This window comes from Sneathia vaginalis (genome assembly GCF_000973085.1).
GTDB classification, from domain to species: domain Bacteria; phylum Fusobacteriota; class Fusobacteriia; order Fusobacteriales; family Leptotrichiaceae; genus Sneathia; species Sneathia vaginalis.
On the sequence record NZ_CP011280.1, the window covers coordinates 122,638 to 148,410 of the forward strand.

Here is a 25,773-nt window from a genome sequence, read left to right on the forward strand (position 1 = left end):
GCTATCTAAAAATAAAAACAATATATAAATTAAATTATATAAATAAAAAAGGGGCTGTATACTTTACAGTACCAAAAAGTAAAGGGAGGATAAAAAAATGATGAAACGTCTATTTTTAATTTTGTTTTTACCACTTTTTTTAGCATGTTCTAATTTTGGGGATGGTAAAACTATAAAAACAGCAATGCTTGTAGATATTGACAGCTTAAATCCATATAAATTTGTTGGAAGTTCAACTGAAGAAGTAATGTTTAATGTTTATGAAGGTTTAGTAAAACAAACGCCAGATGGTGAAGTAAAACCAGCAATTGCTAAAAGCTATAATATCTCTAGTGATGGACTAACATATACATTTGACATACGTGATAATGTGTATTTTCATAATAATACAAAATTAACACCAAGTGATGTTGTATTTTCTTTGAAAAAAATGAAAGAATTAGAATTACAACCTTCATTTAAAAATATTAAAGAAATAAAGTTGGAAGGTAATAAGGTTATACTACAACTAGAGAAAAAAGATGCATCATTAATTTATTATCTAATAACTCCTATAGTAGATGAACAAACATATAATACAATAGATAAAAAAGCTATAGGTACAGGTCCATATTATGTTGATACATATAAGAGGGAACAAAAACTTGTATTTAAAGCATTCGATAAGTATTGGGGAGAAAAACCTAATGTAAAGACAGTAAAAATAAGTATTATGCCAAATTCAGATACAGTCTTTATGAAGTACTTAAGTGGAGAATTAAACTTTATCTATACAGTAGATTCAAAAAGATTAGATGAAATAAAGGATAAAACAGTAATAAAGACACCTAGAAATATGCTATTCATATTAGGTATAAATAATAAGAAGTATGATAAGAATATAAGGGAAGCTTTAAATATTGCTGTTAATAGAGATGAAATAAATAAGAGTGTATTTAAAGGATTAGGAAAACTATTAGATAAAGATAGAACTGGTGACACAAGTACATTGAAAGGAATGAAGTTCGAATTAAAAGTTCCAACTAACAACAGAATGTACACTGATACAGCACAAGTTGTTAAACAACAATTAGCTAAGGCTGGTGCAGATGTAAATATAGTTCCAATAGAATGGGCTAGTTGGTTACAAGATGTGTATACTAACAGAAACTATGAATTAACTCTAATAGGATTTACAGGTAAGTTAGATAAAGATGCTGTTTATAGAAGATATACATCAACTTACAAGAAAGATTTCTTGAACTTTAATGATAGTGAATACGATAATTTAGTAAAAGAAGCTAAGGTAACATTAGATATTAATAAGAGAAATGAAATGTACAATAAAGCATGGAACATCTTATTAAATGAATCAGCAAGTGTATTCATATTAGATCCAACAAATCTTGTTGTGTGTGACAAAAACATAAAAGGATTCACACCATATACAATATCATTTATAGATTTCTCAAAGTTAGTTATAGAATAAGAAAAAATGCAACGTGAAATTTTGCGTTGCATTTTTTTATCTTTGGGGACATATTTTTGGATATAATTTGGACATCTTTGGGGACATTTTTCATGTGCAAGAGCTAATATTCTAATATATATTAGGCATTTTGCAATTTTTATTAGGGACATATTTTGGACATCATTGTGGACATTTTTTGGACATAATATTGACAAAAAAATAAACATTTTGTATACTTATCTTAGATGATGCCGCTTTAGCTCATTTGGTAGAGCAACTGACTTGTAATCAGTAGGTGATTGGTTCGATTCCGATAAGCGGCACCATTTTTTTGTGGTTAAGTATTTAAAAATATTGTATAATATGGTCATATGAATATATAGAAAGAGGCTTGAGATGTATTATATAAAAAAAATAGTGAAGGGTATATTCAATATTTATATCATAACCACTATATCTTTCTTTTTAATATCACTAATACCAGGTAAGCCTGAAACAGTAATACTTGGTGTAGATGCGTCGCAAGATAGAATAAATGCGTTTAGAAAGGCGTTTAATTTAGATTTGCCAGTATTTAAGAGATATATAATTTGGCTAAAAAAAATAGCAGTTGGTGATTTTGGAGTATCCTTAAAATCACAAATACCTGTAAAAGACTTAGTTTTAGAAAAATTACCATTAACCATATTAATAACAATAATTAGTGTCATAATCATTTTTTTAATTTCTATACCACTTGCGTTTATGTTAAACAAGATAAAAAATAAGGGGAAAATGAAAAAGTATAACAAATTACTAGCACTAAGTATTTCTATACCATCTTTTTGGCTAGCAATACTTGTAATATATGTATTTAGTGTTTTACTTAAATTAGGTGGTTTAAGTTATGATGATAATATATTTTCTTTAATAATACCATGTTGTATTATTGCAGTTCCTAAGATTGGGCAAATAACATACAACCTAAAAAAGAACCTATACCACGAAATAAGACAGGAATATATAAAGTACTTGTACTCTAATGGTATGAATATGAAATATTTAAATTTTTATGTATTAAAAAATGCCATATTACCAGTCTTACCTTTAATAGGTTTAATGGTTATAGACATACTAACGGGGGTTGTAATAATAGAACAGATATTTTCTATACCAGGTATAGGAAGACTATTATTAATCTCAGTATATACAAGAGATATTCCTCTACTTCAGGCATTAATAATATACACATCATCTGCTGTTGTAGTGATAAATATTGTTGTAGACATCCTATATGGAGTCTTGGATAAAAGAATTTCTATGGAGGATAAAAAATGAAAAAGATAAAATACATAATACCATTAATTCTTTTATTCTTTATTAGAAATCCTTTTAAGATAGATAATTTACACATATTAGCAAGACCTAGTCTATTACATCTATTAGGTACAGATAATCTTGGTAGAGATATATTTACAAGGTTACTAATAGGGACAGTTAATACTATTATGATAGTACTAATAGCCGTAGTACTATCTAGTATAATAGGGAACTTATTAGGCTTTTTATCAGGGTATTTTGGAGGCGTAGTTGATAATGTTGTAGAAATGGCAATAGATATTCTTTTATCAATACCCTCTATATTGGTGGTAATAACAATAGTAGTATTACTTGGAGCAGGCTTTAAGTCATTAATATTTGCAATACTAGTAATATACTTACCCTCAATTACCAATTATGCACGTGGGCTGATAATAAAAGAAAAGGACAAGGAATATATATTGGCTGCTAAAACATATGGAGTTAAGAGTTTTAGAATAATAGTGCGACATATATTTCCGAATATAAAAAAATATATACTACTTAATTTTGAGATTAATTTTTCAAAAGCAATACTAACAGAAGCAAGTTTAGGCTTTTTAGGTATAGGTATAGATCCTACAATACCCACATTAGGTAATATGCTTAATAGTTCACAGTCATACTTCTTAGTTGCACCTTGGTTTACAATATTCCCAGGTTTAATGATAGTGTATATAGTGTATAAGGTTAATAATATAACATTGAGGAAGAAGAATGGAAGAATTAAAAATTAAAAATCTAAATGTCACTATAGATGGTGAACATTTATTAAAAGATATAAGTATTAGCGTAGGGAAAAATGAAGTCATAGGAATATTAGGAGAATCAGGTAGCGGTAAGACATTAACTACTAAGTTCATACTTAATATTTTACCAGAAAAAGCTATAGTAACTTATGATGAGTATGTAAAAAAAGTTAGTGTAGGTGCAATATTTCAGAATGCATTTATAGTTTTTAATCCAACAGTTAGACTTGGTAGGCAATTAAAACATTTATACAAGTCACATTATAATACTATAGATGGATTTGATGCTAAAATATCAGAGATATTTAAAAAAGTAGGATTAGATAAAAAAGATTTTTTAAAAAAGTATTCTTTTGAGTGTAGTGGTGGAGAAAGACAAAGGTTAGCAATAGCTGGAGCATTAATAGGAGATCCTAGTATATTAATAGCTGACGAGGTAACAACAGCACTAGATACAGATACTAAAAATGAAGTCTTAAGCTTATTAAATAAGATAAGAGGTAAAACCTCAATAATATATATATCACATGAGGTAAATACTATGAGAAACTTTGTTGATAGAATTTATGTGATGTATAAGGGAGAAATTATAGAAAAAAATACGACAAAAGAACTTTTTGAAAATCCTAAGCAAGAGTATACAAAAAGATTAGTTGAATTAGCAAATAAATATATTGATTAATAATATTAGAAAAGAGGAAATAAATGTTTGGACAAATAATGAAAGTAATAGTATTAAGCTTTATAGAAGGATTAACTGAGTTTATACCAGTTAGTAGTACAGGACACATGATACTAGTAGAACATTTTTTGCAATTATCAAGTAATAAGAACTTTGTAAATTCATTTGAAATAATAATACAATTGGGTGCAATTTTATCTGTTATAATCTACTTTAGAAAGAAAATATTCCCCATAAGTATACCTCTATGGTCTAAGATAATAGTAGCTATGATACCAGCCGTTGTAATAGGTCTAGCATTAGATGACTTTATAGAACAAAAGTTATTTAATCCATATGTAGTAGTTGCCATGCTTATTATCTACGGGATAATATTGATATTCCTAGAACAAATAGGAAAGAAAAAAGATATAAGAAGATTAAGAGATATTAGCTATAAAAAAGCACTATACATAGGCTTATTCCAATGTTTAGCAATGATACCAGGTACATCAAGATCAGCTGCCACTATAATGGGTGGTATGTTAATAGGTGTATCAAGAATAGCAGCTACTGAATTTTCATTTTTCTTAGCAATACCAACTATGTTAGGGGCAACAGTATTAAAGCTACTTAAAATAAAGGCATTAAGTTATGGAGAAATAGGTCTAATAGTTCTAGGTTTCATACTTTCATTTGTGTTTGCATATATATTTATTGCAATATTTATGGAATATATAAAGAAGCATAACTTTAAAATATTTGGATATTACAGAATAATACTAGGTATAGTTGTTGCTATAATCCTAATATTTAGATAGGAATATATGGAAATAATAAGTAATAAAGAAATAGACAATAAAAGATTCATAGAGTTTATTTACACAAATTTTAAAGATAATACTGACAAGGTATATATTGATGAAAAAAGTACAAAAGATAGCATATCTTTAAAAACAGGGGAACTTGAATTTAAGCTACCAATTCTTTTTGACTATGATAGGCAAAGATATGCTATGTATAAAGCTCTATTATTAAAAAAATATAATAAGAAACTTAATTGGGGTGTTTTAGTTGGTGTTAGACCTACAAAGCTAGTGAATAAAATGCTAGAAGAAGGTCATAGTGAAGAAAAGATAAGAAATATACTAAGTTTAGTGTATCTTGTAAAAAAAGAAAAAATAGATTTAGTGTTTGATATAATAAAAAATGATAGGGGATACATAGATAAGTCTACAATTTCTCTATATGTTGGTCTTGCATTTTGCCCTACAAAGTGCACTTATTGTTCATTTCCAGCATACCTAAAAAAAGGAAAGTATGAAAAAAAGTATGATGAATATTTTTTAACAATAATAGATGAAGTAAAGGAAATGACTAGTTTAATAAAGGAACTTAGGCTAAAAGTTGGTGAAATATATATAGGTGGTGGTACACCTAGTTTTTTAAATTATAGTGAATTAGAAACCCTATTATCTACATTACATAATAATGTAGATTTTAGTACCATTAAAGAGTTTACATTTGAAGCTGGTAGAATTGATACACTAGATGAGAAAAAGTTAGATATATTAAAAAAATATTGTGTTGATAGAATAAGCATTAATCCTCAAAGTTTCAAGGAAGAAACTTTAAAAAAAGTAAATAGATATCATAGTCAGGAAAAGTTAGATGAGATATATAATCTGGCATACAATAAAGGCTTTTGCATAAATATGGACTATATCATGGGCCTACCTAATGAAAGTACAGAAGATATGTTGAATACAATAGAAAAGATGAAGTCATATAAGGCACAAAATATTACTATACATTCACTAGCACTAAAAAAGACAAGTTATCTTTCAAAAAGCAAGTTTTTTAGTGAAAATGTCGATATGGATAGGGTATACAAGAATATATATTCATTTGCTAAAGAATACAATTATCTCCCCTACTATATCTACCGTCAAAAGCAAAGCTATAGGGAGGAAGAGAATATAGGTTTTTGTAAGAAAGGTTATCAGTCAAGATATAACATAGATATAATAGAGGAGAATAAGAATATCTTTTCTGTTGGAGCAGGATCATATACCAAATTAATAGATAAAAATAACATAACAAGGATAACAGCACCAAAAGATCCATTGGTGTATGTTATTGAATATAGGGAAAGAATAAAAAAGAAAAAAGAGGAGATAAAGAAATTTTATGAAAAAAATTTTACTAGCAGTATTTAGTATAATTTTAGTGATATTGGTATCTGAATATTTACCTAGAATAAATAGGGATATTGATGAGCCACATGTTGAAATAAATGAGGATGTGACGTATAAGACATATGGAAAAAAGGATGTAAAAAAAGAGATAAATGATATTTCATATGAGGATATAAAGGACATTGATATATCTAAAAAAAAGATGGACAAGATAATGGAATATAAGGAATATATGGGAGGTATAAAAAAAGTTTGTGATTTAAAAGCTATACCAAGATTTACAGATTCTGATATAAAAAAATTAGAAAGTGTATTTAAAGATTCAAATATTTCATATAAAGTACATAATATTAATAAAGCATCTGAGTTAGAGTTAAGATATTTAGGACTAAATAAACAAAGTATAAAAAAAATAGCTAATAAAACTTTAAATAATATGATAGAATTAAAAGAAGTTATAGGAAAAGATGTAGAAAATATAAAAGGTGCAATCACTTTTTAAAATTTGATACTTATGATATAATATACAATGGTAATTTGTGGAGTGATAATATGAAAACAATTTTTGAATATATTTCATCAAATAAAGAAAAATTGACTGAAGATAATTTTAATCCTGTAGATAGTTTAGTATTAGCAAGATTATCATATCTACCTATGCATAAGATAATAAATACAAATGAAAAAATGAAACTAAAAAAATTACTAAATATATTAAAATGTTTTAGAGATGAATTTTTTGTTGATGTGGCAAACGACAAGAAATTTGTCAATTTTCTGTCTAAAAGCAATAGATTTTTAGACTTAGAACTTTCTGACTGTGTGGAGAGTGTAAGTAAGGATGAATCAAAGCAATTTGGAGCTTTAGTAATAGATTTAGGGTTTTCAAAATATATTTCATTTAAAGGTACAGATAGAAGTTTTGTTGGAATAAAGGAAGACTTAGATATGTCGTATAAAAATATTCCAGCACAAAAAGAAGCACTAAAGTATTTTAATAATATTGCAAAAAAGTATGATAATTCTCTATTTATACTAGGTGGGCACTCAAAGGGTGGAAATATTGCAATTTATGCAGGTATATATACTGATGATAAAAATAGAAATAGGATAAAAAGTATATATAACTTTGATGGACCAGGATTTTTAGATGAAGTCTTAGAAGAAGAAGGATATAATAAAATTTTAAATAAAATATATACAATACTCCCAACATCATCATTTATAGGCTTACTTTTAAAAAGAAAAGAAAAAGTTAAGTTTGTAAATAGTGATAATTTCTTTGTGATGCAACATGATGTATTTTCATGGCATGTATCAGGTAAAGATTTTTCATATACTACTAATCAAACTAAGATTAGTAAGACTGCGAGCAAGTCTATAAAAAAATTACAAGAAAGTATAAGCTCAAAAGAAAAAGAAGCTTTAATAGAAAGTATAAATGAAATACCTTCTATTATTTCAAAAATAAAGAATAGAAAGAGATAGACATGACGAAGACTGAGATTTTTAAAAAGATTATTAAGACAGACTTTAATTTTAGTGGGAGAGTTTGCATAGACTCAAGAATGTTAGAAAAAGGCGATATATTTATTGCAATAAGAAATGGAAATAATTTTGTTAATACAGCCATACAAAAAGGATGTTTTCCTATATATGATAATGGAAAATATGAAGTAGGTTTAAAAGTAGACGATAGTTCAGAGTTTATAAAACAATTTGCAAGAGAATATAGAGAATATTTAGATGCTACTGTTATAGGTATAACAGGTAGTAATGGTAAGACAACTGTTAAAGATGTTTTGGCACATTTATTAGATAATTCATATAAAACAGAAGGTAATCATAATAATTTAATAGGTGAGCCTCTAACTATACTAAATTGCCCTATAACTTCAAAGTATTTGGTACTTGAAATGGGTATGAGTAAATTAGGTGAAATAGATGAATTAGCAAGTATTGCTAAGCCTGATTATAGTATAATAACAAATATAGGGGATTCACATTTAGAATTTTTAAAAACAAGAGAGAATGTATTTCATGCAAAGTGTGAAATAATAAAGCACACAAAATATATGACCATAGTAAATGGTGAAGATGAGTTTTTATCTACACTAGATAAACCTAATGTTATAAAAGTTAAATTAGATAAGTATACACCAAATGATACTTATACACATTTTGTATTTAAAGGTAAAACTTATGAAACAAATTTACATGGTAAACACAATGCACAAGATATATGCTTAACATTAGAAGTCTTAGAACAAATGAAAGTAAAGCTTGATGAAGATAAGCTAAAAGATATAAAAATAACTGATATGAGATTTCAAATAATAAAAAAGAATGGAAATATATATATTAATGACGCATATAATGCAGCACCAAAATCTGTTGAAAGTTCACTTTTAACACTTAATGAACTATTTAAAAATAAGAAGAAATACTTAGTTTTAGGGGATATGTTAGAATTAGGTGAAAATGAAATAAAATATCATGAAGATTTAAAGTATGTATTAGATAAAATTGATTATGAAAAAGTTTATCTATATGGTAAACTAATGAGTCATTTGAATGCAGATAGATGCATACATACAATGGATAAAGAAGAAATAAAAAAAGATTTAGACAAACTTTGTGATGTTGTAATATTTTTAAAAGGTTCAAGAGGTATGAAACTAGAAGAAATTATAGGAAGTGATAAGTAGTGCTGTATTTTATTCAATTATTTTTCATAAATAACTTAAGTATATTAAGAGTTTTTAAATCAATTGCTATAAGAGGCTCAATAGCTTTCTTTATTTCTCTATTTATAATCTTAATATTCGGACAAAGATTCATTGATTTTTTACGTAAAAAGAAAATGGGCGATAAGATAAGAGAAGATGGACCAAGTACACATCTTAGTAAAGCTGGTACACCTACAATGGGTGGAATAATGATAATATTTTCAATAGTAATATCAATGCTAATAACAGGTAATTTTACAAATAAATTTAATAATTTTTTAATAGTTATGACTGTACTATTTACAACAATAGGTGGTTATGATGATTATTTAAAATTAACTAGAAGTAAAAAAGGGTTGTCAGCAAAGAAAAAATTAGCAGGGCAAATAATAATGACTATAATCTCATTTGTGTTCATATTCACTTTTGGATTAGTTAATAAGACTATAGATTTTTCTATAATCAATCCATTTATTAAATGCTCATATATTTATATAACACCTGTAGTGTTTTTCGTATTTATGATTTTAGTTATAGTAGGATCATCTAATGCAGTTAATTTAACTGATGGATTAGATGGACTAGTTAGTGGGCCTATTATGATAGTTAGTATCATATTTTTAATGGTTGCATATTTCTCAGGTCATAAAGAAATGGCACAATACTTAAATATTTACTATATCGAAGGAGCTGGAGAAATAGCTGTTTACCTATCATCAGTAATAGGGGCAGTAATAGGATTTTTATGGTTTAATTTCTATCCAGCACAAGTCTTTATGGGAGATACAGGTTCATTAACCTTAGGTGGTATATTAGGAATAATAGCGATATTTTTAAAGCAAGAATTATTATTACCTATAGCAGGATTCATATTCATAGTAGAAGCTTTATCAGTAATGATACAAGTTACATATTACAGAAAGTATAAGAAAAGAATATTTAGAATGGCTCCTATACATCATCACTTTGAAATGGGAGGTTTAGCCGAAACAAAGGTAACAATAAGATTTTGGATAGTCACTATAATCACATGTATTATAGCGTTTATGATACTTAAGATAAGATAGGAAGTAGTAAAATGAAATACGTGGTATTTGGTTTAGGAATTAGTGGAAAAGGTGCACGAGAATTATTAGAAAAAAAAGGACTAGAACATATAGTTGTAGACGATAAGTATGGTATTAAAAGTGTTGATGCTATGAAGATGACAAATAAGGATGATGTAGTTGTTAAAAGTCCTGGAATATCATGGAATAATGAATACTTAAAATACTGTATAAAAAATGGAATAAAGATAATTTCTGAAATAGATTTAGCACTAAAATATATAAACAAAAAAAGCAAAATAATTGCAATAACAGGTACTAATGGTAAGACCACAACTGTTACAAAATTGTATGAACTTTTAGTTTATGCAGGGTACAAGGCAAGTGTTGGTGGTAATGAGGGACACTCATTAGCAAAAATTGCTGTAGAACACAATGATAATGACTATATTGTTCTAGAAATGAGCAGTTATCAATTAGAAAATAATCCTCAAATAAAGCCATATATAGCATTAATAACTAATTTAACACCAGATCATTTATTGAGATATAATAGTGTTGATGAATACTATATGACAAAAATGAATATATTTAAAAATCAAGATGAAAATGATTTTGCTGTTATAAACAAAGAAGATAAAGAATTTAAAAGATTATTTAAAGGCACAAAAGCTAAAATAGTCTACATGAATGATTATCGTGATTTATTAGATTTTAAAACAAATTTACATGGTGAACATAACGTGCAAAATATGTTAAACATTATTGCTTGTAGCAAGATAATAGGAATAAGCGATAAGGTTATTAAAGATTTCTTGTCTACAACAAAACCATTAGAACATAGAATGGAACAATTCTTCAAAAAAGAAGATACGTATTTTATAAACGACTCAAAAGGAACTAATGTAGAATCAAGTCTTGTAGCAATAGATACATATATGGGTAAAGACCTGTATCTAATCTGTGGTGGACAAGACAAGAAAATAGATAATACAAAGTTATTTGAAGCAATATATAAGGCGAATGCATTTGTATATTTAATAGGTGAGAACGCTCATCTATATATAGAAGAATTTAAGAAAACTTCATATAATAGATATATAGACTTAAAAGATTTAGAAAGTGTAGTTAAGTATATTAAAGAAAATCTTCCTTTAAAGGGAGAAAAGTATATATTATTATCTCCTGCAACAGCAAGTTTTGATCAATACACAAGTTTTGAAAAAAGAGGAGAACATTTTAAAAACTTAGTACATAAGTATTTCGGAGGAGAAAATGTTTAATAGAAAGCAGGTATTGACTACAATTCTAGTATGTTTAGGTATTATATCAATAATAGGTATAATATTTATAGGAAGTGTAACACAACCAGAAGCAGAATATTCTACAGGAAATAAGTTTGCGTATTTACAAACATATATCAAGTATATAATTGTAGGGCTAATTTTAGCAGGTATTACATACAAGGCATATAGTTATGAAAGTATTAGAAAATTCTTGTATATTAGACAAGTTGAAATTATTATGGCTTTATTAATAATGGTATTCTTAATCTTACCAATATTTCTAGGAGTTTCAGTAAATGGAGCTAGAAGATGGATAAGAATAGGGTCATTTCAAATGCAGCCTTCTGAATTAGTTAAGCCAATTTTAATATTGTTAGTATCACAGATAATGTATGGTTTTAAAAGAAAAAGAGATGAAGAGTTTACTTTTTATTATTGGGCAGGTATAACAATAATTTCAGTTTTTATAGTAATATTACAAAAGTCTAAGACATCAGCAATACAATTAGCAGCAATTTGTTATTTAATATTTGCTGTTTCAAAATTTAGAGAAAACGTCAAAGTTACTATAGGCTTTTCGGGATTTTTTGTAGGAGTAATTGTTCTAATTTTTAAAAGAGACTACAGTACGACACGTTTAACTAATTTTGCAGGTAAAGGTATGCCTCTACAAGTAAAAGCAGCAATAGATGCTGTAAAAGCAGGAGGTATTTTAGGTAGAGGTATAGGTAATGGATATCAAAAATATTTCTATCTACCTGAAGCACATAATGACTATATCTTCGCTTCCATATGCGAAGAAGGAGGATTAATCTTTGCTTTGTTAATAATTATCCTGTTTATCGTCTTATGTGCAACAATGTTTTATGTCGCTAGTAAAATGAAAGAATCAATTAATAGATATGTAGTATATGGAGTTGCATTTTCAATAGCTAATCAAGCTTTATTGAATATAGCAATCAATTTAAATTGTGCACCATCAACAGGTATAACTTTGCCATTTATAAGCTATGGAGGAAGTTCATATATTAGTAATGCAATTTGTATGGGACTTCTATTCTCGGCGATAAATATAGAATATACTAAGAGAGGACAGTAAAATGAAGAAGATAGCATTTACAACTGGAGGGACTGGAGGTCATATATATCCAGCATTATCTCTAGCAAATGAAATGAAAAAAAGAGGCTATGAAGTAATATTCATAGGTACTTGTCATAGAATGGAAAAAGAAATAGTTCCTAAAGCAGGGTATAAGTTTTATGGTTTAGATATACTACCATTTAATAGTATTAAATCTGTTTTAAAAGGTATTAAAGCAGTATTTGAAATAAAGAAAATATTAAAACAAGAAAATGTTGATACTCTAATAGGTTTTGGAAACTATATCTCTATACCAAGTATCACAGCAGCAAAGTTATTGAAAATAAATATATACTTACAGGAACAAAATATAGTAATGGGTAAGGCAAATAAGTATGGAATGTTTTTTGCAAAGAAGGTATTTTTAGCATTTGGCAATAGTCTTGATTTAATAAAGAGATTCAAGTCTAAGTGCGTAGTTACAGGGAATCCTTTAAGACATGAGTTCTATAACATAACAAAAGAAGATGCAAGAAATATTCTAAGTATACCTAAGGAAAATAGAGTAATACTAGTTATGGGTGGAAGTCTAGGAGCTAAGAGCATAAATGAGGCGATATTATCTAATATAGATAAGATAAATGAAAAGGAACACTTTACCCTATATTGGTCTACTGGTGAGAAGCTATATAAAGAAGTACAAGTTAGAATAAAGAATTTTAATAATATAATAGTTATGCCATATTTTGAAAATGTTTATGAAATAATGGCAGCATCTGATCTTGTAATATGTAGATCAGGAGCATCTACAATATCTGAATTATTACAATTAGAAAAGCCTTCTATACTAATACCGTATGATTATGTAGGACAAAAGGAAAATGCTGAAATGTTAGAATATGTGGATGCAGCAAAGGCATATACAAATGAGAGTGCAAAAAGTGCAATACTAGAAGCATTATCATTATGTGAACAAGATTCAATGTTAAACTTTATGAGAGAAAATATTAAAACACTTAATACAGGGAATGCAGTAAATAATATATTAAAAGAAATGGAAGATGACAATAAATGAGAAGAATATATTTTAGTGGGATAAATGGAATAGGAATGAGTGGTATAGCTAAAATCTTAAAAGAACAAGGTGAAATAGTAGAAGGTTCTGATTTAGAATATAAAGATATTACTAAATCATTGGAAGATTTAGGTATAAAGGTACATATAGGACAAACAGTAGAAAATATAGAAGACTTTAATCCAGACCTATATGTATACTCAACAGCAATAAAAACAACAAATCCAGAATATATTTATGCTAAAAGCAAGGGTATAAAGATGGAAAGAAGAGGTCAAGTTTTAGCAGATATTGCAAATAAATTTGAAAACAGTATAGCAGTTGCAGGGACTCACGGTAAGACAACTACATCATCAATGATGTCTTTATGCTTTATGTGTAAAGATCCATATGTAGTAGTTGGGGGAATAATTCCTACTTTAAATAGTAATAGTCATTTAGGAAAAAGTTCATACTTTGTAATGGAAGCAGATGAAAGTGATAATTCATTCCTTTATTTGTATCCAAAATATTCAGTAATAACAAACATTGAACCAGACCATTTAGAACATCATGGTAACTTTAATAATTTAGAACATTCATTTATAAAATTCATAGAACAAACAAAGGAAAAGGTGATATTATCTAAAGATTGTCCTAATATAAAGAGCCTTGATTTAAGTGAATATAAGGATAAACTAATATACTATAGTGTTGAAGAAAGTGCTGATATTTATGCTAAGAATATAAGAGTAAATAATGGAATTACTAAATATGAAGTAATAATGAATGGAGAATCATTAGGTGAATTTGCATTAAAAGTACCAGGTTTACATAATGTAAAAAACTCTTTGCCAGTAATATATCTATCAGAAATTAATGGTGTAGATTTAGAATATGTTAGAAAAACATTAGCAAGTTTTACAGGTGCTAAAAGAAGATATCAAGTGATATATAATGATGAAATAAAAGTTATAGATGATTATGCACATCATCCAACAGAAATTAAGGCGACAATAACAGCAGCAAGAACTAATGAAAAAGGTAAATTAACTGTAATATTTGAACCACATAGATATACAAGAACAAAGTTTTTCATGAATGATTTTGCTAAATCATTGTCTCTAGCTGATAAGATAATCTTATTGCCTATATACGCAGCAAGCGAAGAAAACACTACAGGTATAAGTTCAGAAGACTTATGCAATAAGATAAAAGAAATTGATAGTAAAAAAGATGTTTCTGTTATGTTACCTAACGAAGTTATGGAATATATATATTTAAACTATGAACCAGGAGATGTATATATATTCATGGGAGCAGGTACAGTTTCTAAGTTTGCATATAGACTAGTAAACAAAATTAAGGAGTAAAATAATGATAGTACAAGAAAATGTATCAATGAGAGAATATTCCAATATGAAAATAGGTGGTATAGCAAAGAGTTTAATACATATAGAAAAAGAAGATGAATTAAAAAATCTATTTAAACCTAATGAAAGATACTATCTAATTGGTAACGGGACTAATACATTAATTTATGATGGATATTTAGATATAAATTTTGTTAGTCTTGAAAAATTAAATAAAATAGAAGATTTAGGAAATAATAGGGTATATGTAGAAGCTGGAGTAGATTTAACTACTTTTACACAATATATGAGAGACCATAATCTTGGTGGATTAGAAAATATATCTGGTATTCCAGGTAGCATAGGAGGTCTTGTAAATATGAATGCAGGGGCCTATGGTACTACAATATTTGATAAGATAGAGTCTGTAAGAGTTTTAGTGGGTAATAAGGAAATTAAGACTCTTAGTAAGGAAGAACTAGGATATAGATATAGAGGAACAAAGATAAAGGATAATAAGTGGATAGTAATAGGAGCCACTTTCAAATTAGATGATGGCTTTGATGTAGCATCTTGTGAAGATAAATTAAGTAAAAGACAACATAATCATCCATTAGATTACCCTAATTTAGGATCAACATTTAAAAATCCTGAAGGACAATTTGCAGCACAGTTAATTTCAGATTGTGGATTAAAGAAATATAGAGTAGGAGATATGGAAGTCTCTGAAAAACATCCTAATTTTTTAATAAATCATGGTAACGCAAAGTTTTCTGATGTAATAGATTTAATAAAACACATTAAAGAAGTTGTATATAGCAAGACAGGATATATGCTAGATACTGAAATAATAATTCTTAAATAGAGGTTGATATGATAACAATATTATTTATGTTAATGTTTATAGGACTAATAGCTATAATATTATTCTTAGCACTACCATTTTGGATATATTTTTTAATAGCATTATTAATCTATATATCAAAGAGAAATTTTATAGATTACAGAATAATATTTTTAGTTATTTTGGGGATATATAAGCTGATAAAAAGAGATAGGGGCTTTAAATTTTACTATAAACAAGACTTTTCCCATGACTATAATCAAAAATACGAATACTATAACCCCAATACTACTAGTGATAGCGAGTATGAAAAGGCGTGTAGTTACTTTGGTATAACTTCTGATATGTCAGAAGAAGAAAAGAAAAGAAAATATAAAGAATTCGCTAAAAAGTATCATCCAGACGTTAATAAAAGTCCAGATGCATCAGAAAAGATGAAAGAAATAAATAAATATTGGAACATAATAAAAGAACATGATACTTTACGACACTAAAAATATATGTTAAAATATATAAAATGTTCAAAAAAGAGGAAAAATGAAAGAAAGAATAAAAAAAGATGTATTGTTACTCATACTTTTTTTAATAATTATAGGAATATTACAGATGGTACAATCAGATTTTTTCTATGTAGATGAAATACAGGTAGAAGGAAACAACGAAATATTAAAAAAAGATATAATAAGTAAATTAGATGAATTTAAGAATAAACCGATAGTTTATGTAAATACTAACTTATTGGTTTCTAATATATCTAGTGATGCAAGAGTTAAAGAAGTGATTATAAAAAAAAGTTATCCTAATAAGTTGAAGGTATATATAGAAGAAAGAAAACCTCTTGCATATGTAATGAATAACGATAAGTTATTCGCAGTAGATGAAAATTTAAATATTTTTACAAGCTATGATGAATTAGATAATAAGGGTTTACCTATTGTATACTATAACAATAAAGATGAAGAAAACGATATATCAATGATAGTTAAAAGCTTATCTAAGAGTAGTCTATATCCTCTTTCATCAGAAATATATAAACAAGATGATAAGTATGTCATAGTTTTATCTGATGGAGTTAAAGTGTATGTAAAAAAAGATGTAAGTATAAAAAAATTAAATCAAGGATATATAGTATATAACAAAGAAAAAGAACAAAATAACAGCATGGAATATATTGATTTAAGATTTGAATTAATAAGTGTTAGGTAGGAGGAACCATGAACGAAGAAAATGAAGTTTATGAAACAAAAGGAACAAAAATTAGAATTATAGGTGTCGGTGGAGCAGGTGGAAATGCTATAAACGACATGATAGACTCAAAAATTGTTGGTGTTGAATATGTTGCAATAAATACTGATGAACAAGATTTGAGAAAGTCTAATGCTAAGATTAAGATATCACTAGGACACCTTGGAGCAGGTGCTAATCCTGAAGTAGCAAGATTAGCAGCTGAAGATAATGCACAAGACATTAGAAAAGCCATAAAAGGTCAAGATATGATATTCATAACAGCAGGTATGGGTGGTGGAACAGGTACAGGTACAGCACCAGTAGTAGCAAAGATTGCTAAAGAAGAAGGAATACTAACTGTTGCAATAGTTACAAAACCATTCAAATTTGAAGGTAAGAAGAGAAACTTAAATGCTGAAAAAGGATTAGATGAATTAAAGAAATATGTTGATACACTTATCGTAATACCTAATCAAAAATTATTAGAATTAGATGGAGCTAAAAATTTAGGTTTCCAACAACATTTAAAAGCTTCAAATGTTATACTACGTTATGGAGTTAAAGGTATTGCAGAATTAATTACAAAAGAAGGAACAATAAATCTAGACTTCTCAGATGTTAAGTCTGTAATGGAAAATTCAGGTGTTGCATTATTTGGTTTCGTAGAATCAAACGAAGGAGAATCTGTTGAAGATATAGTAGAAAGAACTATAACAAACCCATTATTAGAAAAAGACATAAAGGGTGCAACAAAGATACTAGTAAATGTAACTTCTGGAGACAATGTAACAATGGAAGATGTTATAAAGATGCAAGAATTAATATCTCAAAAAGCAAGTGGATCAGATTCAGGTGTTGACAACTTAATCTTTGGAACTATATATGAACCAGAAAGACAAAATATGATACTATCAGTAATAGCAACAGGATTTGAAGATAATGAAAGTGAAGAAGTAAAACCTGAAGAAGGTCAATCAGATAGCTTATTCACAACTGATGAAAATCAAGACTTTATAGTCCCATCATTTAATATATAGAAAGAAGGAAAAACAAAATGAATATTGCATTATTCGGACCACCAGGTGCTGGTAAAGGAACACAAGCTAAAGAATTAATAGAAAAGTACAATATACCACAAATTTCAACTGGTGATATATTAAGAAACGCCATAAGTCAAGGTACTAAGTTAGGACTTGAAGCTAGAAGCTATATGGATAAGGGAAATTTAGTTCCAGATGAAGTAGTTAATGGATTAGTAAAAGAAAGATTACAACAAGAAGATTGCCAAAAAGGATTTATCTTAGATGGTTATCCAAGAACTACAAAACAAGCAGAAAAATTAGACGAAATTTTAAGTGATTTAGGTAAAAAAATTGACAAGGTACTTGCATTAGATGTACCTAATGAAGATATAATAGAAAGAATAACTGGAAGAAGAACTTCAAAAAAGACTGGTAAAATTTATCATATTAAATTTAATCCACCTACAGATGAAAAAATGGAAGATTTAGTTCAAAGAGCAGATGATACAGAAGAAGTTGTAAAGAAAAGATTAGAAAATTATGAATTACAAACAGCTCCAGTATTAGACTACTATAAGGCACAAGGAAAAGTTGTAATAGTAGATGGAACAAAGAAACCAGAAGAAATAACAAAGGATTTAATTAGAATACTAGGTGAATAATAAATGGTTAAGTTAAAGACATTAGATGATATTAAGAAAATAAAGAAAGCTAATGAAATATTAGCAAGAATCTTCTCTGATGTAATACCTAAGTACATAAAACCAGGAATAAGCACTTGGGAAATAGATAAAATTTGTGAAGACTATATGCTATCACAAGGTGCTGTGTGTGCAACAAAAGGGTATGATATAGGGTGGCCATATCCACCATATCCAGCAGCAACTTGTATATCTGTAAATGAAGAAGTCGTACATGGAATACCTAAAAAAACAAAGATTTTACAAGAAGGAGATATAGTAAGTCTTGATATAGTTGCAAAATTAGACGGATATTACGGAGATGCAGCTTGTACTTTTCCAGTGGGAAAAATAGAACAAAAATATCAAGATTTAATAGATACAACTAGAAAAGCAAGAGATTTAGGAATACAACAAGCTATAAAAGGAAATAGACTAGGTGACATAGGACACGCTATACAAAGTTTTTGTGAACCAAAAGGTTACTCAATAGTAAGGGATTTTTGTGGACATGGTGTAGGCTTTGAGCTACATGAAGATCCGTATGTAATGAACTATGGTAGAAAAGGTGAAGGACTTGTCATAGAAGAAGGCCTTGTTATAGCAATAGAACCTATGGTTAATATGGGAACACATAAAGTTAAAATACAAAAAGATGGATGGACAGTAAAGACAATAGATAAAAAAAGATCTGCACACTTTGAACATAGCGTAGCTATAGTTGATGGTAAGCCTTTAATATTGTCTGAACTATAGAAAGGAATAATATGTGTACAACAGTAATAGTTGGTAAAAAAGCAAGTTTAAATGGGAAGAATATAATAGCTAGAAATGAAGATTCTCATGAAACAACTAATCCTAAAAGATTTGAATTTGTAAAAAAGGCTTTAGCTAAGGATGGAATATATGAATCATATCTAACTAAAGTTAAAATAGAATTACCAAAAGAAAGTATGTCATATACAGCTATGCCAGATGTAGTTTCAGATACTTTCAATAGAGGAAGATTTGGTGAAGCAAGTATAAATGAAAAAAATGTGGCTATCAGTTCTACTGAAAGTCTATATGGAAATGAAAGAGTACTTGCATATGATCCATTAGTAAAAGATGGTATAGCAGAAGATGCAATAAATGATATCTTAGCACCATATGTAAAGACTGCACGTGAAGCTGTAGAAATGTTAGGAAGATTAATAGAAAAGTATGGTTCAGCTGAAGGTAATGGAATACTATTTGCTGATGAAGAAGAAATTTGGTATATGGAAATACCAACAGGACATCATTATGTAGCTGTAAAATTACCAAGTGATATGTATGGAGTTGCACCTAATTGTGTATGCATAGAAAAGATAGACTTTAATGATAGTGAAAACTACATTTGGTCAAATGGAATACAAGAATTTGTAGAAAAACATAAATTAAATCCAGATAAGGATACATTTAACTTTAGACATATATTTGGGACATATTCAGAATTAGATAGAGTTTACAATACATCAAGAGCATGGTATGCACATAGATATTTAGATAAGAACTTCAATTTAGGGCCTACTGCTAAAGATATACCATTTTTAAATAAGGCAGACAGACTAATATCTGTAGAAGATGTTCAATTTATTCTAAGTTCACACTACAATGAAACAGAATTTGACCCTATAGGTAAAGGTACTGAAGAACAAAAAACAAGATTTAGAGCAATATCATTATCAAGAACTCAACAATCACATGTTTTAGAAATGGATGAATATTCTATACAATGGGTTGCATTTGCAACAACTGCGTTTACACCTTATGTGCCATTTTTTGTTGATGTAAATGATACACCCGTAGAGTATAGAGATACAACATTTGAGTTAGATATGAAGTATGCTTATTGGCTATTTAAGGTATTTTCATACTATGTTGAAACACATTATGGAGCATTCTCTAAAGAAAATACACAATATTTAGAAGACTTAAGAGCATATGGAAGAAGAAGAGTATATGAAGTAAAAGAAGCTCTAAAGGATTACAATAAGCAAAATTGTAGAGAATTTCTAACTGAACAAAATGAAATTACAGCAAAGTATGTTTTAGATAAGACAAGAAAATTATTAAATAGTTTTATGACAAGAGCATTATCTGCTTCAAAGATGTCATTTACTATGGATGAAAATTTATAATACTAAAAAATGCAGTCAACAACAACTGCATTTTTTTATTTACATAAAATATCTAATATTTCTTCACGACTGTTTGATTTTCTTAAAACATCAAGAACCTTAGGATCTAGAACTTTTTTAGAAACAGCCATTAACATATCAATATGCTTGTCAACATCATTTTCTTTTGCTAATATTGCAAATATGAATTTAGCGTTATCTTCATCAGACCATTTTATACTATTTTTAACTCTAACGAAAAATATTACATTTTTAAGAATTCTGCTACTTCTTGCATGAGGAATTGCACATTCTGTTCCAAGATAAGTTTCTGTATTTTGTTCTTTTGCATAAAAGTCTTCTATAACACCTTGTTCATCTGAAATATATCCTTTTTCCTTAGAGATTTTAGTGATTTTTGTGAATAAATCAATTTTATCCTTAATATCAATATCAATAAGTGTAGTGTCATCAAATAATACATCCTTTAGCATATTATCACTCCTATATATTTTTTCTATACCAAATTATACATTGATTTTAAAAAAAAGCAATTAAACTATGCATCTAAATATTTTTCTAATAGAATACCAGAAATACCTGTTAGTATTATTGATGTTATAGTATACACTAATGTTAATATTATATAGGCTAGTCTGTATACTTCTAGATTATATGGTCTATCGAATAGTAAATTTGTTACGATATTTATAATAATTGAAATAATTATTATTGATAATGCAACTGCGAAAGCTTTAGCTATTTTTTCATTTTTTAATAGTATTTTTCCTGTTACTAAAAGAACGTAGTATACTGAATACAATAGAATAAAGAATGTGATAAATGTAAGTGATGGAATAATAATATGATTTTTAATATCAACATGTGATGCCATCATTCTATTGTATGAAGTAAGGAATATAATAATCAATATAGATATTTGCATTACTATTATATACAAAAGTGCATAAAGATATTTTCCAAATGCTATACCTACTTTTGATATAGGTAGTGTAAATGTAAAGTATTTTTCATTAGAATACAAGTCTTTTGTTAGTAAAGCAATACAACGATATGCTATGAAAAATACATAACCCATTGAAAATATTATTAAGCTAGCAAAAATAGGTTTATTATTGTGTTCTTTATTTAAAAAACAAGTAAAAAGTATTAAAAATATTAGTAACAAAGCAGAAGAGAATAGTGTTTTATAATCTTTCTTTAGTATATATTTAAAGTATTTAATCATTTATATTACCTCCAAAACATTCTATGTAAAGTTGTTCAACAGACTTTTTAGTTTCATAACGAATAGTTTCTACATCATGTATTTTATCTATCTTCCCATCTTTTAAGAAAGCAACTTTATCAAAAAGTTGTTCAATATCACTTATTAAATGTGTAGTAATTATTACAGAAGAATCTTGATTAATGTTTTCTGTAATTAATTTCATTATTTCTTTTCTTGTAACAATATCAACACCTGCTATAGGTTCATCTAGTATATATAGCTTAGCATTTCTAGAAAGTATCAATATTAATTGTAGCTTTTCAACCATACCTTTAGATAATGTTGAAATTTTTTGATTTTTATTTAAATTTAGTTTTTGTAGCAATATATCTGCTTTTGTATTGTCAAAGTCATCAAAAAAATATGAATATTCATCAATTGCATTTTTAATTGTGTCACTTTTATCGACAAAAGGAGTATCAGGTAAAAATGCAACATATTTATTTGTGATATATCCTAATTTTTCACCATTAATTACTATTTCACCAGAGTTATAGCTGTTAGTTGTAGAAAGTATTTTCATTAAAGTTGTTTTTCCACAACCGTTAGGTCCTAAAAGGCCTAATATTTCACCAGAATTCAACTCTAAATTTAGATTTTTTAAAACAGATTTATTTTTGTATTTCTTTATTAAATTTTTAATTGATAGCATCAAAATCTACCTCCTTGATGTATTCTATAAGTTCTTCCTTACTTATATTGAATTGCTTTATTGAAATTAAAAAGTCGTTTATAGCTTGATTAATTTTCTCCTTAGAAAAACTTTTTACTAGATGTTTGTCATCTACTATAAAGTATCCTAAGCCCCTTTGTGAGACTATAATACCCATATTTTCAAGTTCTTTATATGCATGTATAACAGTATTTTGATTTACAATATATTTTTTAGCGAACTCTTTAATAGAAGGTATTTTTTCATTTGCCTTGTATTTACCGTTAATTATATCTTGAATTAAAATATCACATAGTTGAAGGTATACAGGCTTAGTATTATCAAAATCCATACATTCCCTCCTTGTATACTTATATAGTATACTATAACACGCAAAGTGTCAAGAGAAAGTTTGTATTTTTTTTAAAAAAGTGCTATTCTGTACCAAGAAAGAGGTGATAAAAATGATGATAGAATTGAAAAAATAAGAAAATAGAAAGAGGGAGTGTATGATAAGCGTAAAAGATTTAGAATTTTATTATACTATATACGAACAAAAAGAGGGATTTCTAGAAAATATTAAAGGATTATTTAATAGAAAATACCAAAAGGTTAGAGCGTTAAATATAGATAATATAGAGATTAATGATGGAGAAGTTGTAGGTATATTAGGTCCTAATGGAGCTGGTAAAACTACGTTAATAAAAATATTAACAGGGATTTTGAATTATGATAAGGGAACTGTTAAATGTAATGGCTATACACCATATACTAAAGATAAGAGATATTTAAAAGATATAGGTGTAGTAATGGGACAAAAAAGTCAGTTAATATGGGATTTACCTAGTAGTGAAACCTTATCCATGTTAAAAGATATTTATGAGATATCTGATGAAGATTATACCGAAAGACTAGAATATCTCTTGAAGTTATTGAATTTAGAAAAGAAAATTAATATTCCTGTTAGAAAATTATCTTTAGGTGAGAGATTAAAATTTGAGTTAATTTGTTCTTTAATTCATAAACCTAAGATCCTATTTTTAGATGAACCAACTATAGGAGTAGACATCGTAAGTCAAAAAGCTATATATGAGTTTTTGAATGAGATTAACAAGAAAGAAAAGAATATAATATTACTTACAAGCCACTATATGAAAGATATTGAGGCAGTATGTAAGAGAATAATAGTTATAATAGAAGGACAAAAGCATTTAGATATTCCTTTAGATAAGTTAAAAGAAAAATACAAAGCCGAGTATAAGTACTATATCGATACAAAAGATGGTGTTTTTCCAGCGTATAAAAAAATAAATGAAAAAAGATTTGAACTTTCTTTAGATAACGTAGAGAATATTGAGAATGGTTCAAAGGAATTGGATGAGATAATTTATGAAATATTTAAAAATAAGCAAAAATAGGATATTGATTAATTTTCAATATAGATTCAATATGTTAGCTCAAATATTTATGTACATTTTTTCATTTTTAGCAATATTGTATATGTGGTTAAGCATTTATCAAAATAATACAGATATAGGGGCATATACAAAAAAAGAAATGATAGTGTATATATTTATTATAAATATGCTACATTATTTATTTGATTTTAGAAATGTAACAAGAATAGGAGAGTTAGTCCATAGTGGACAACTATCAACATATATAATACGACCAATAAGTATTGAGAGTGAGTCATTATTTTTCTACTTGGGAGAAAATGCATTAAAAAATTTTCTTATGCTCTTAATATTTTTGGGTTCAGGTATAGTGTATAAGAATAATAATATATTGTTAACTTTAATGTTGTTTATAATAATATATTTCGTGTACTTCTATATCGAACAAACATTAGCCTGTTTAGGATTTTGGATGTTAGAAACATGGCCCTTGATAGGTTTAGTTAATGGAATATACTATATTCTATCAGGTACTACATTTCCATTAGATATACTGCCAAAGCCAATATATAGTGTAGTTAAATATAATCCTTTTTCAATGATAGGATTTTCTTTAACAAAGAGTTTACAAAATTCACTAAGTGTTAGTGAAAATGTGAAGTATATAATTGCAGGGTTAATTTGGCTTGTAATATTTAAAATGGCATATAATTTTATGATGAAAAAAGGTCTAGAAAAATATGAAGGGATGGGTGCATAATGAATATTAAAATATTTAAACGGTTAGTAAAGTTAAGCATATTACAAACAATAAACTTTAGAATTACCAGCTTTATAATGCTCATAGTATCTATCTTATTCTTCTTACTTGAAATATTTACAGGGTTTATCCTATTTAAATATACAAAAACTATAGCAGGATTTACAAGATATGACTATTTTAATCTAATTATTACTGGTCATGTCATAACCAGCCTATACTATATGATCTTTTCATATGGGAATAATAAGATAATAACAGATATTTTGTATGGAAGAATGGACTATATCTTCATTAGACCTGTAAACTCATTTTTTTACTATGTTTTTTATGGGATAGATTTAGAAAGTCTTGTAACCTTTATACTATACACAGTATTGCAAGTAATTTTGCTTTGTCATCAAACATTAGGATTGAGTAAAATAATAATGTATGTACTATCTATTTTAATTGGAGTAGTATATATGGCAATAATTAATACGTTAATAGCTATGATAGCATTTTATACTGATAGAGCTACAGCACTATTTGGTGTTACGGAAATATTAGAAGATTTAGGTAAAAATCCTAAAAATATATATCCTAGTAGTATAAAAGTAGTATTAACATACATAATTGCCTATGCATATGTATATAATTTACCAGTAAATATCTTGCAATCTAAGGTAGATTTATTTAATACAGTGGTATACTTACTAACTTGTATTATTTTATCTAATGTAGTGTATAGATTGTGGTTTAAGTCGATAGAACGATATCAATCAGCAAATTAAACACAAATGTCAAGCAAAAAAGCTTGACATTTTTTTTGAATT

Annotated in this window: 28 protein-coding genes and 1 tRNA gene; 25 read left to right on the plus strand and 4 right to left on the minus strand. The window is 27.4% G+C overall.

What is annotated here, in order from left to right; translation table 11 throughout:
* Positions 1 to 97 precede the first annotated feature (97 nt).
* The 22 genes from VC03_RS00635 (at position 98) to VC03_RS00740 (ending at position 20,879) form a co-directional block, all read left to right on the plus strand.
* Entirely contained in the window at positions 98 to 1,468 is a 1,371-nt protein-coding gene (locus VC03_RS00635; protein WP_046328205.1) for an ABC transporter substrate-binding protein, read from the plus strand.
* A gap of 232 nt (positions 1,469 to 1,700) precedes the next feature.
* Positions 1,701 to 1,776 (plus strand) — tRNA-Thr (locus tag VC03_RS00640).
* A 70-nt stretch (positions 1,777 to 1,846) separates the two neighbouring features.
* On the plus strand, positions 1,847 to 2,767 hold the full coding sequence (locus tag VC03_RS00645; RefSeq protein WP_046328206.1) for an ABC transporter permease: 921 nt from the start codon (positions 1,847 to 1,849) through the stop codon (positions 2,765 to 2,767).
* Positions 2,764 to 3,525, plus strand: a complete 762-nt coding sequence (locus VC03_RS00650; protein ID WP_046328207.1) for an ABC transporter permease — start codon at positions 2,764 to 2,766, stop codon at positions 3,523 to 3,525. The genes VC03_RS00645 and VC03_RS00650 overlap by 4 nt, the downstream gene beginning before the upstream one ends.
* A complete protein-coding gene (locus VC03_RS00655) occupies positions 3,506 to 4,219 on the plus strand; it encodes an ATP-binding cassette domain-containing protein (protein ID WP_046328208.1) in 714 nt (237 codons plus the stop codon). Before VC03_RS00650 ends, VC03_RS00655 begins: the two co-directional genes overlap by 20 nt.
* 23 nt (positions 4,220 to 4,242) lie before the next feature.
* Positions 4,243 to 5,019 (plus strand): undecaprenyl-diphosphate phosphatase, encoded by a 777-nt coding sequence (locus VC03_RS00660; RefSeq protein ID WP_046328209.1) that lies wholly within the window; start codon positions 4,243 to 4,245, stop codon positions 5,017 to 5,019.
* Positions 5,020 to 5,025: 6 nt separating this feature from the next.
* Complete coding sequence (locus tag VC03_RS00665; protein ID WP_046328210.1) at positions 5,026 to 6,417, plus strand: coproporphyrinogen III oxidase; 1,392 nt, start codon at positions 5,026 to 5,028, stop codon at positions 6,415 to 6,417.
* The gene (locus VC03_RS00670; RefSeq protein ID WP_046328211.1) at positions 6,389 to 6,898 is read left to right on the plus strand and encodes a hypothetical protein; all 510 of its coding nucleotides are present in this window, start codon (positions 6,389 to 6,391) and stop codon (positions 6,896 to 6,898) included. The genes VC03_RS00665 and VC03_RS00670 overlap by 29 nt, the downstream gene beginning before the upstream one ends.
* 50 nt (positions 6,899 to 6,948) lie before the next feature.
* The gene (locus VC03_RS00675) at positions 6,949 to 7,884 is read left to right on the plus strand and encodes an Mbeg1-like protein (RefSeq protein ID WP_046328212.1); all 936 of its coding nucleotides are present in this window, start codon (positions 6,949 to 6,951) and stop codon (positions 7,882 to 7,884) included.
* Positions 7,885 to 7,886: 2 nt separating this feature from the next.
* Positions 7,887 to 9,104, plus strand: coding sequence for a UDP-N-acetylmuramoyl-tripeptide--D-alanyl-D-alanine ligase (locus VC03_RS00680; protein ID WP_046328213.1), 1,218 nt, complete (start codon positions 7,887 to 7,889; stop codon positions 9,102 to 9,104).
* Positions 9,104 to 10,192 carry a phospho-N-acetylmuramoyl-pentapeptide-transferase gene (gene mraY, locus VC03_RS00685; protein WP_046328214.1) on the plus strand — a complete coding sequence of 363 codons (1,089 nt, stop codon included), beginning with the start codon at positions 9,104 to 9,106 and terminating at the stop codon, positions 10,190 to 10,192. Before VC03_RS00680 ends, mraY begins: the two co-directional genes overlap by 1 nt.
* A gap of 11 nt (positions 10,193 to 10,203) precedes the next feature.
* Positions 10,204 to 11,454 carry a UDP-N-acetylmuramoyl-L-alanine--D-glutamate ligase gene (gene murD / locus VC03_RS00690; protein WP_046328215.1) on the plus strand — a complete coding sequence of 417 codons (1,251 nt, stop codon included), beginning with the start codon at positions 10,204 to 10,206 and terminating at the stop codon, positions 11,452 to 11,454.
* Positions 11,447 to 12,556: an FtsW/RodA/SpoVE family cell cycle protein gene (locus VC03_RS06500; RefSeq protein WP_052727639.1), complete on the plus strand. Its 1,110-nt coding sequence runs from the start codon at positions 11,447 to 11,449 to the stop codon at positions 12,554 to 12,556. The genes murD and VC03_RS06500 overlap by 8 nt, the downstream gene beginning before the upstream one ends.
* Position 12,557: 1 nt before the next feature.
* Complete coding sequence (murG, locus tag VC03_RS00700; RefSeq protein WP_046328216.1) at positions 12,558 to 13,613, plus strand: undecaprenyldiphospho-muramoylpentapeptide beta-N-acetylglucosaminyltransferase; 1,056 nt, start codon at positions 12,558 to 12,560, stop codon at positions 13,611 to 13,613.
* Positions 13,610 to 14,965: a UDP-N-acetylmuramate--L-alanine ligase gene (murC, locus tag VC03_RS00705; protein WP_046328217.1), complete on the plus strand. Its 1,356-nt coding sequence runs from the start codon at positions 13,610 to 13,612 to the stop codon at positions 14,963 to 14,965. Before murG ends, murC begins: the two co-directional genes overlap by 4 nt.
* Before the next feature lie 4 nt (positions 14,966 to 14,969).
* Complete coding sequence (gene murB / locus VC03_RS00710) at positions 14,970 to 15,809, plus strand: UDP-N-acetylmuramate dehydrogenase (RefSeq protein WP_046328218.1); 840 nt, start codon at positions 14,970 to 14,972, stop codon at positions 15,807 to 15,809.
* Between the two features lie 8 nt (positions 15,810 to 15,817).
* Positions 15,818 to 16,282, plus strand: a complete 465-nt coding sequence (locus VC03_RS06505) for a DnaJ domain-containing protein (protein ID WP_052727640.1) — start codon at positions 15,818 to 15,820, stop codon at positions 16,280 to 16,282.
* A gap of 43 nt (positions 16,283 to 16,325) precedes the next feature.
* Positions 16,326 to 16,994: a cell division protein FtsQ/DivIB gene (locus VC03_RS00720; RefSeq protein ID WP_046328219.1), complete on the plus strand. Its 669-nt coding sequence runs from the start codon at positions 16,326 to 16,328 to the stop codon at positions 16,992 to 16,994.
* An 8-nt stretch (positions 16,995 to 17,002) separates the two neighbouring features.
* Positions 17,003 to 18,052, plus strand: coding sequence for a cell division protein FtsZ (ftsZ, locus tag VC03_RS00725; protein WP_046328220.1), 1,050 nt, complete (start codon positions 17,003 to 17,005; stop codon positions 18,050 to 18,052).
* Positions 18,053 to 18,069: 17 nt separating this feature from the next.
* Positions 18,070 to 18,699, plus strand: coding sequence for an adenylate kinase (locus VC03_RS00730; RefSeq protein WP_046328221.1), 630 nt, complete (start codon positions 18,070 to 18,072; stop codon positions 18,697 to 18,699).
* Positions 18,700 to 18,702: 3 nt separating this feature from the next.
* A complete protein-coding gene (map, locus tag VC03_RS00735) occupies positions 18,703 to 19,473 on the plus strand; it encodes a type I methionyl aminopeptidase (RefSeq protein WP_046328222.1) in 771 nt (256 codons plus the stop codon).
* A gap of 11 nt (positions 19,474 to 19,484) precedes the next feature.
* Positions 19,485 to 20,879, plus strand: a complete 1,395-nt coding sequence (locus VC03_RS00740; protein ID WP_046328223.1) for a C69 family dipeptidase — start codon at positions 19,485 to 19,487, stop codon at positions 20,877 to 20,879.
* Between the two features lie 35 nt (positions 20,880 to 20,914).
* Here the strand turns inward: VC03_RS00740 and VC03_RS00745 are convergent, their stop codons facing one another.
* The 4 genes from VC03_RS00745 to VC03_RS00760 form a co-directional block, all read right to left on the minus strand.
* The gene (locus VC03_RS00745) at positions 20,915 to 21,352 is read right to left on the minus strand and encodes a PTS sugar transporter subunit IIA (protein ID WP_046328224.1); all 438 of its coding nucleotides are present in this window, start codon (positions 21,350 to 21,352) and stop codon (positions 20,915 to 20,917) included.
* 65 nt (positions 21,353 to 21,417) lie between these two features.
* Entirely contained in the window at positions 21,418 to 22,107 is a 690-nt protein-coding gene (locus VC03_RS00750; RefSeq protein WP_046328225.1) for an ABC-2 transporter permease, read from the minus strand.
* Positions 22,100 to 22,801 (minus strand): ABC transporter ATP-binding protein, encoded by a 702-nt coding sequence (locus VC03_RS00755; RefSeq protein ID WP_046328226.1) that lies wholly within the window; start codon positions 22,799 to 22,801, stop codon positions 22,100 to 22,102. Before VC03_RS00755 ends, VC03_RS00750 begins: the two co-directional genes overlap by 8 nt.
* Positions 22,788 to 23,153: a GntR family transcriptional regulator gene (locus VC03_RS00760; RefSeq protein ID WP_046328227.1), complete on the minus strand. Its 366-nt coding sequence runs from the start codon at positions 23,151 to 23,153 to the stop codon at positions 22,788 to 22,790. Before VC03_RS00760 ends, VC03_RS00755 begins: the two co-directional genes overlap by 14 nt.
* Positions 23,154 to 23,310: 157 nt before the next feature.
* Here VC03_RS00760 and VC03_RS00765 point away from each other — a divergent pair, with 157 nt between their 5' ends.
* From VC03_RS00765 to VC03_RS00775, 3 genes are read left to right on the plus strand one after another with little or no spacing between them, the layout of a single operon-like run.
* Positions 23,311 to 24,219, plus strand: coding sequence for an ABC transporter ATP-binding protein (locus tag VC03_RS00765; RefSeq protein WP_046328228.1), 909 nt, complete (start codon positions 23,311 to 23,313; stop codon positions 24,217 to 24,219).
* Positions 24,191 to 24,958, plus strand: coding sequence for an ABC transporter permease (locus tag VC03_RS00770; protein WP_046328229.1), 768 nt, complete (start codon positions 24,191 to 24,193; stop codon positions 24,956 to 24,958). The genes VC03_RS00765 and VC03_RS00770 overlap by 29 nt, the downstream gene beginning before the upstream one ends.
* Positions 24,958 to 25,731 (plus strand): ABC transporter permease, encoded by a 774-nt coding sequence (locus VC03_RS00775; protein ID WP_046328230.1) that lies wholly within the window; start codon positions 24,958 to 24,960, stop codon positions 25,729 to 25,731. The genes VC03_RS00770 and VC03_RS00775 overlap by 1 nt, the downstream gene beginning before the upstream one ends.
* Positions 25,732 to 25,773: the final 42 nt, after the last annotated feature.

What these genes read in the sequence shown, in the direction of transcription:
- VC03_RS00635 (WP_046328205.1), top strand. Translation starts at nt 98, where the DNA reads ATGATGAAACGTCTATTTTTAATTTTGTTTTTACCACTTTTTTTAGCA.
- VC03_RS00645 (WP_046328206.1), top strand. Translation starts at nt 1,847, where the DNA reads ATGTATTATATAAAAAAAATAGTGAAGGGTATATTCAATATTTATATC.
- VC03_RS00650 (WP_046328207.1), top strand. Translation starts at nt 2,764, where the DNA reads ATGAAAAAGATAAAATACATAATACCATTAATTCTTTTATTCTTTATT.
- VC03_RS00655 (WP_046328208.1), top strand. Translation starts at nt 3,506, where the DNA reads ATGGAAGAATTAAAAATTAAAAATCTAAATGTCACTATAGATGGTGAA.
- VC03_RS00660 (WP_046328209.1), top strand. Translation starts at nt 4,243, where the DNA reads ATGTTTGGACAAATAATGAAAGTAATAGTATTAAGCTTTATAGAAGGA.
- VC03_RS00665 (WP_046328210.1), top strand. Translation starts at nt 5,026, where the DNA reads ATGGAAATAATAAGTAATAAAGAAATAGACAATAAAAGATTCATAGAG.
- VC03_RS00670 (WP_046328211.1), top strand. Translation starts at nt 6,389, where the DNA reads ATGAAAAAAATTTTACTAGCAGTATTTAGTATAATTTTAGTGATATTG.
- VC03_RS00675 (WP_046328212.1), top strand. Translation starts at nt 6,949, where the DNA reads ATGAAAACAATTTTTGAATATATTTCATCAAATAAAGAAAAATTGACT.
- VC03_RS00680 (WP_046328213.1), top strand. Translation starts at nt 7,887, where the DNA reads ATGACGAAGACTGAGATTTTTAAAAAGATTATTAAGACAGACTTTAAT.
- murD (WP_046328215.1), top strand. Translation starts at nt 10,204, where the DNA reads ATGAAATACGTGGTATTTGGTTTAGGAATTAGTGGAAAAGGTGCACGA.
- VC03_RS06500 (WP_052727639.1), top strand. Translation starts at nt 11,447, where the DNA reads ATGTTTAATAGAAAGCAGGTATTGACTACAATTCTAGTATGTTTAGGT.
- murG (WP_046328216.1), top strand. Translation starts at nt 12,558, where the DNA reads ATGAAGAAGATAGCATTTACAACTGGAGGGACTGGAGGTCATATATAT.
- murC (WP_046328217.1), top strand. Translation starts at nt 13,610, where the DNA reads ATGAGAAGAATATATTTTAGTGGGATAAATGGAATAGGAATGAGTGGT.
- murB (WP_046328218.1), top strand. Translation starts at nt 14,970, where the DNA reads ATGATAGTACAAGAAAATGTATCAATGAGAGAATATTCCAATATGAAA.
- VC03_RS06505 (WP_052727640.1), top strand. Translation starts at nt 15,818, where the DNA reads ATGATAACAATATTATTTATGTTAATGTTTATAGGACTAATAGCTATA.
- VC03_RS00720 (WP_046328219.1), top strand. Translation starts at nt 16,326, where the DNA reads ATGAAAGAAAGAATAAAAAAAGATGTATTGTTACTCATACTTTTTTTA.
- ftsZ (WP_046328220.1), top strand. Translation starts at nt 17,003, where the DNA reads ATGAACGAAGAAAATGAAGTTTATGAAACAAAAGGAACAAAAATTAGA.
- VC03_RS00730 (WP_046328221.1), top strand. Translation starts at nt 18,070, where the DNA reads ATGAATATTGCATTATTCGGACCACCAGGTGCTGGTAAAGGAACACAA.
- map (WP_046328222.1), top strand. Translation starts at nt 18,703, where the DNA reads ATGGTTAAGTTAAAGACATTAGATGATATTAAGAAAATAAAGAAAGCT.
- VC03_RS00740 (WP_046328223.1), top strand. Translation starts at nt 19,485, where the DNA reads ATGTGTACAACAGTAATAGTTGGTAAAAAAGCAAGTTTAAATGGGAAG.
- VC03_RS00745 (WP_046328224.1), bottom strand. Translation starts at nt 21,352, where the DNA reads ATGCTAAAGGATGTATTATTTGATGACACTACACTTATTGATATTGAT.
- VC03_RS00750 (WP_046328225.1), bottom strand. Translation starts at nt 22,107, where the DNA reads ATGATTAAATACTTTAAATATATACTAAAGAAAGATTATAAAACACTA.
- VC03_RS00755 (WP_046328226.1), bottom strand. Translation starts at nt 22,801, where the DNA reads ATGCTATCAATTAAAAATTTAATAAAGAAATACAAAAATAAATCTGTT.
- VC03_RS00760 (WP_046328227.1), bottom strand. Translation starts at nt 23,153, where the DNA reads ATGGATTTTGATAATACTAAGCCTGTATACCTTCAACTATGTGATATT.
- VC03_RS00765 (WP_046328228.1), top strand. Translation starts at nt 23,311, where the DNA reads ATGATAAGCGTAAAAGATTTAGAATTTTATTATACTATATACGAACAA.
- VC03_RS00770 (WP_046328229.1), top strand. Translation starts at nt 24,191, where the DNA reads ATGAAATATTTAAAAATAAGCAAAAATAGGATATTGATTAATTTTCAA.
- VC03_RS00775 (WP_046328230.1), top strand. Translation starts at nt 24,958, where the DNA reads ATGAATATTAAAATATTTAAACGGTTAGTAAAGTTAAGCATATTACAA.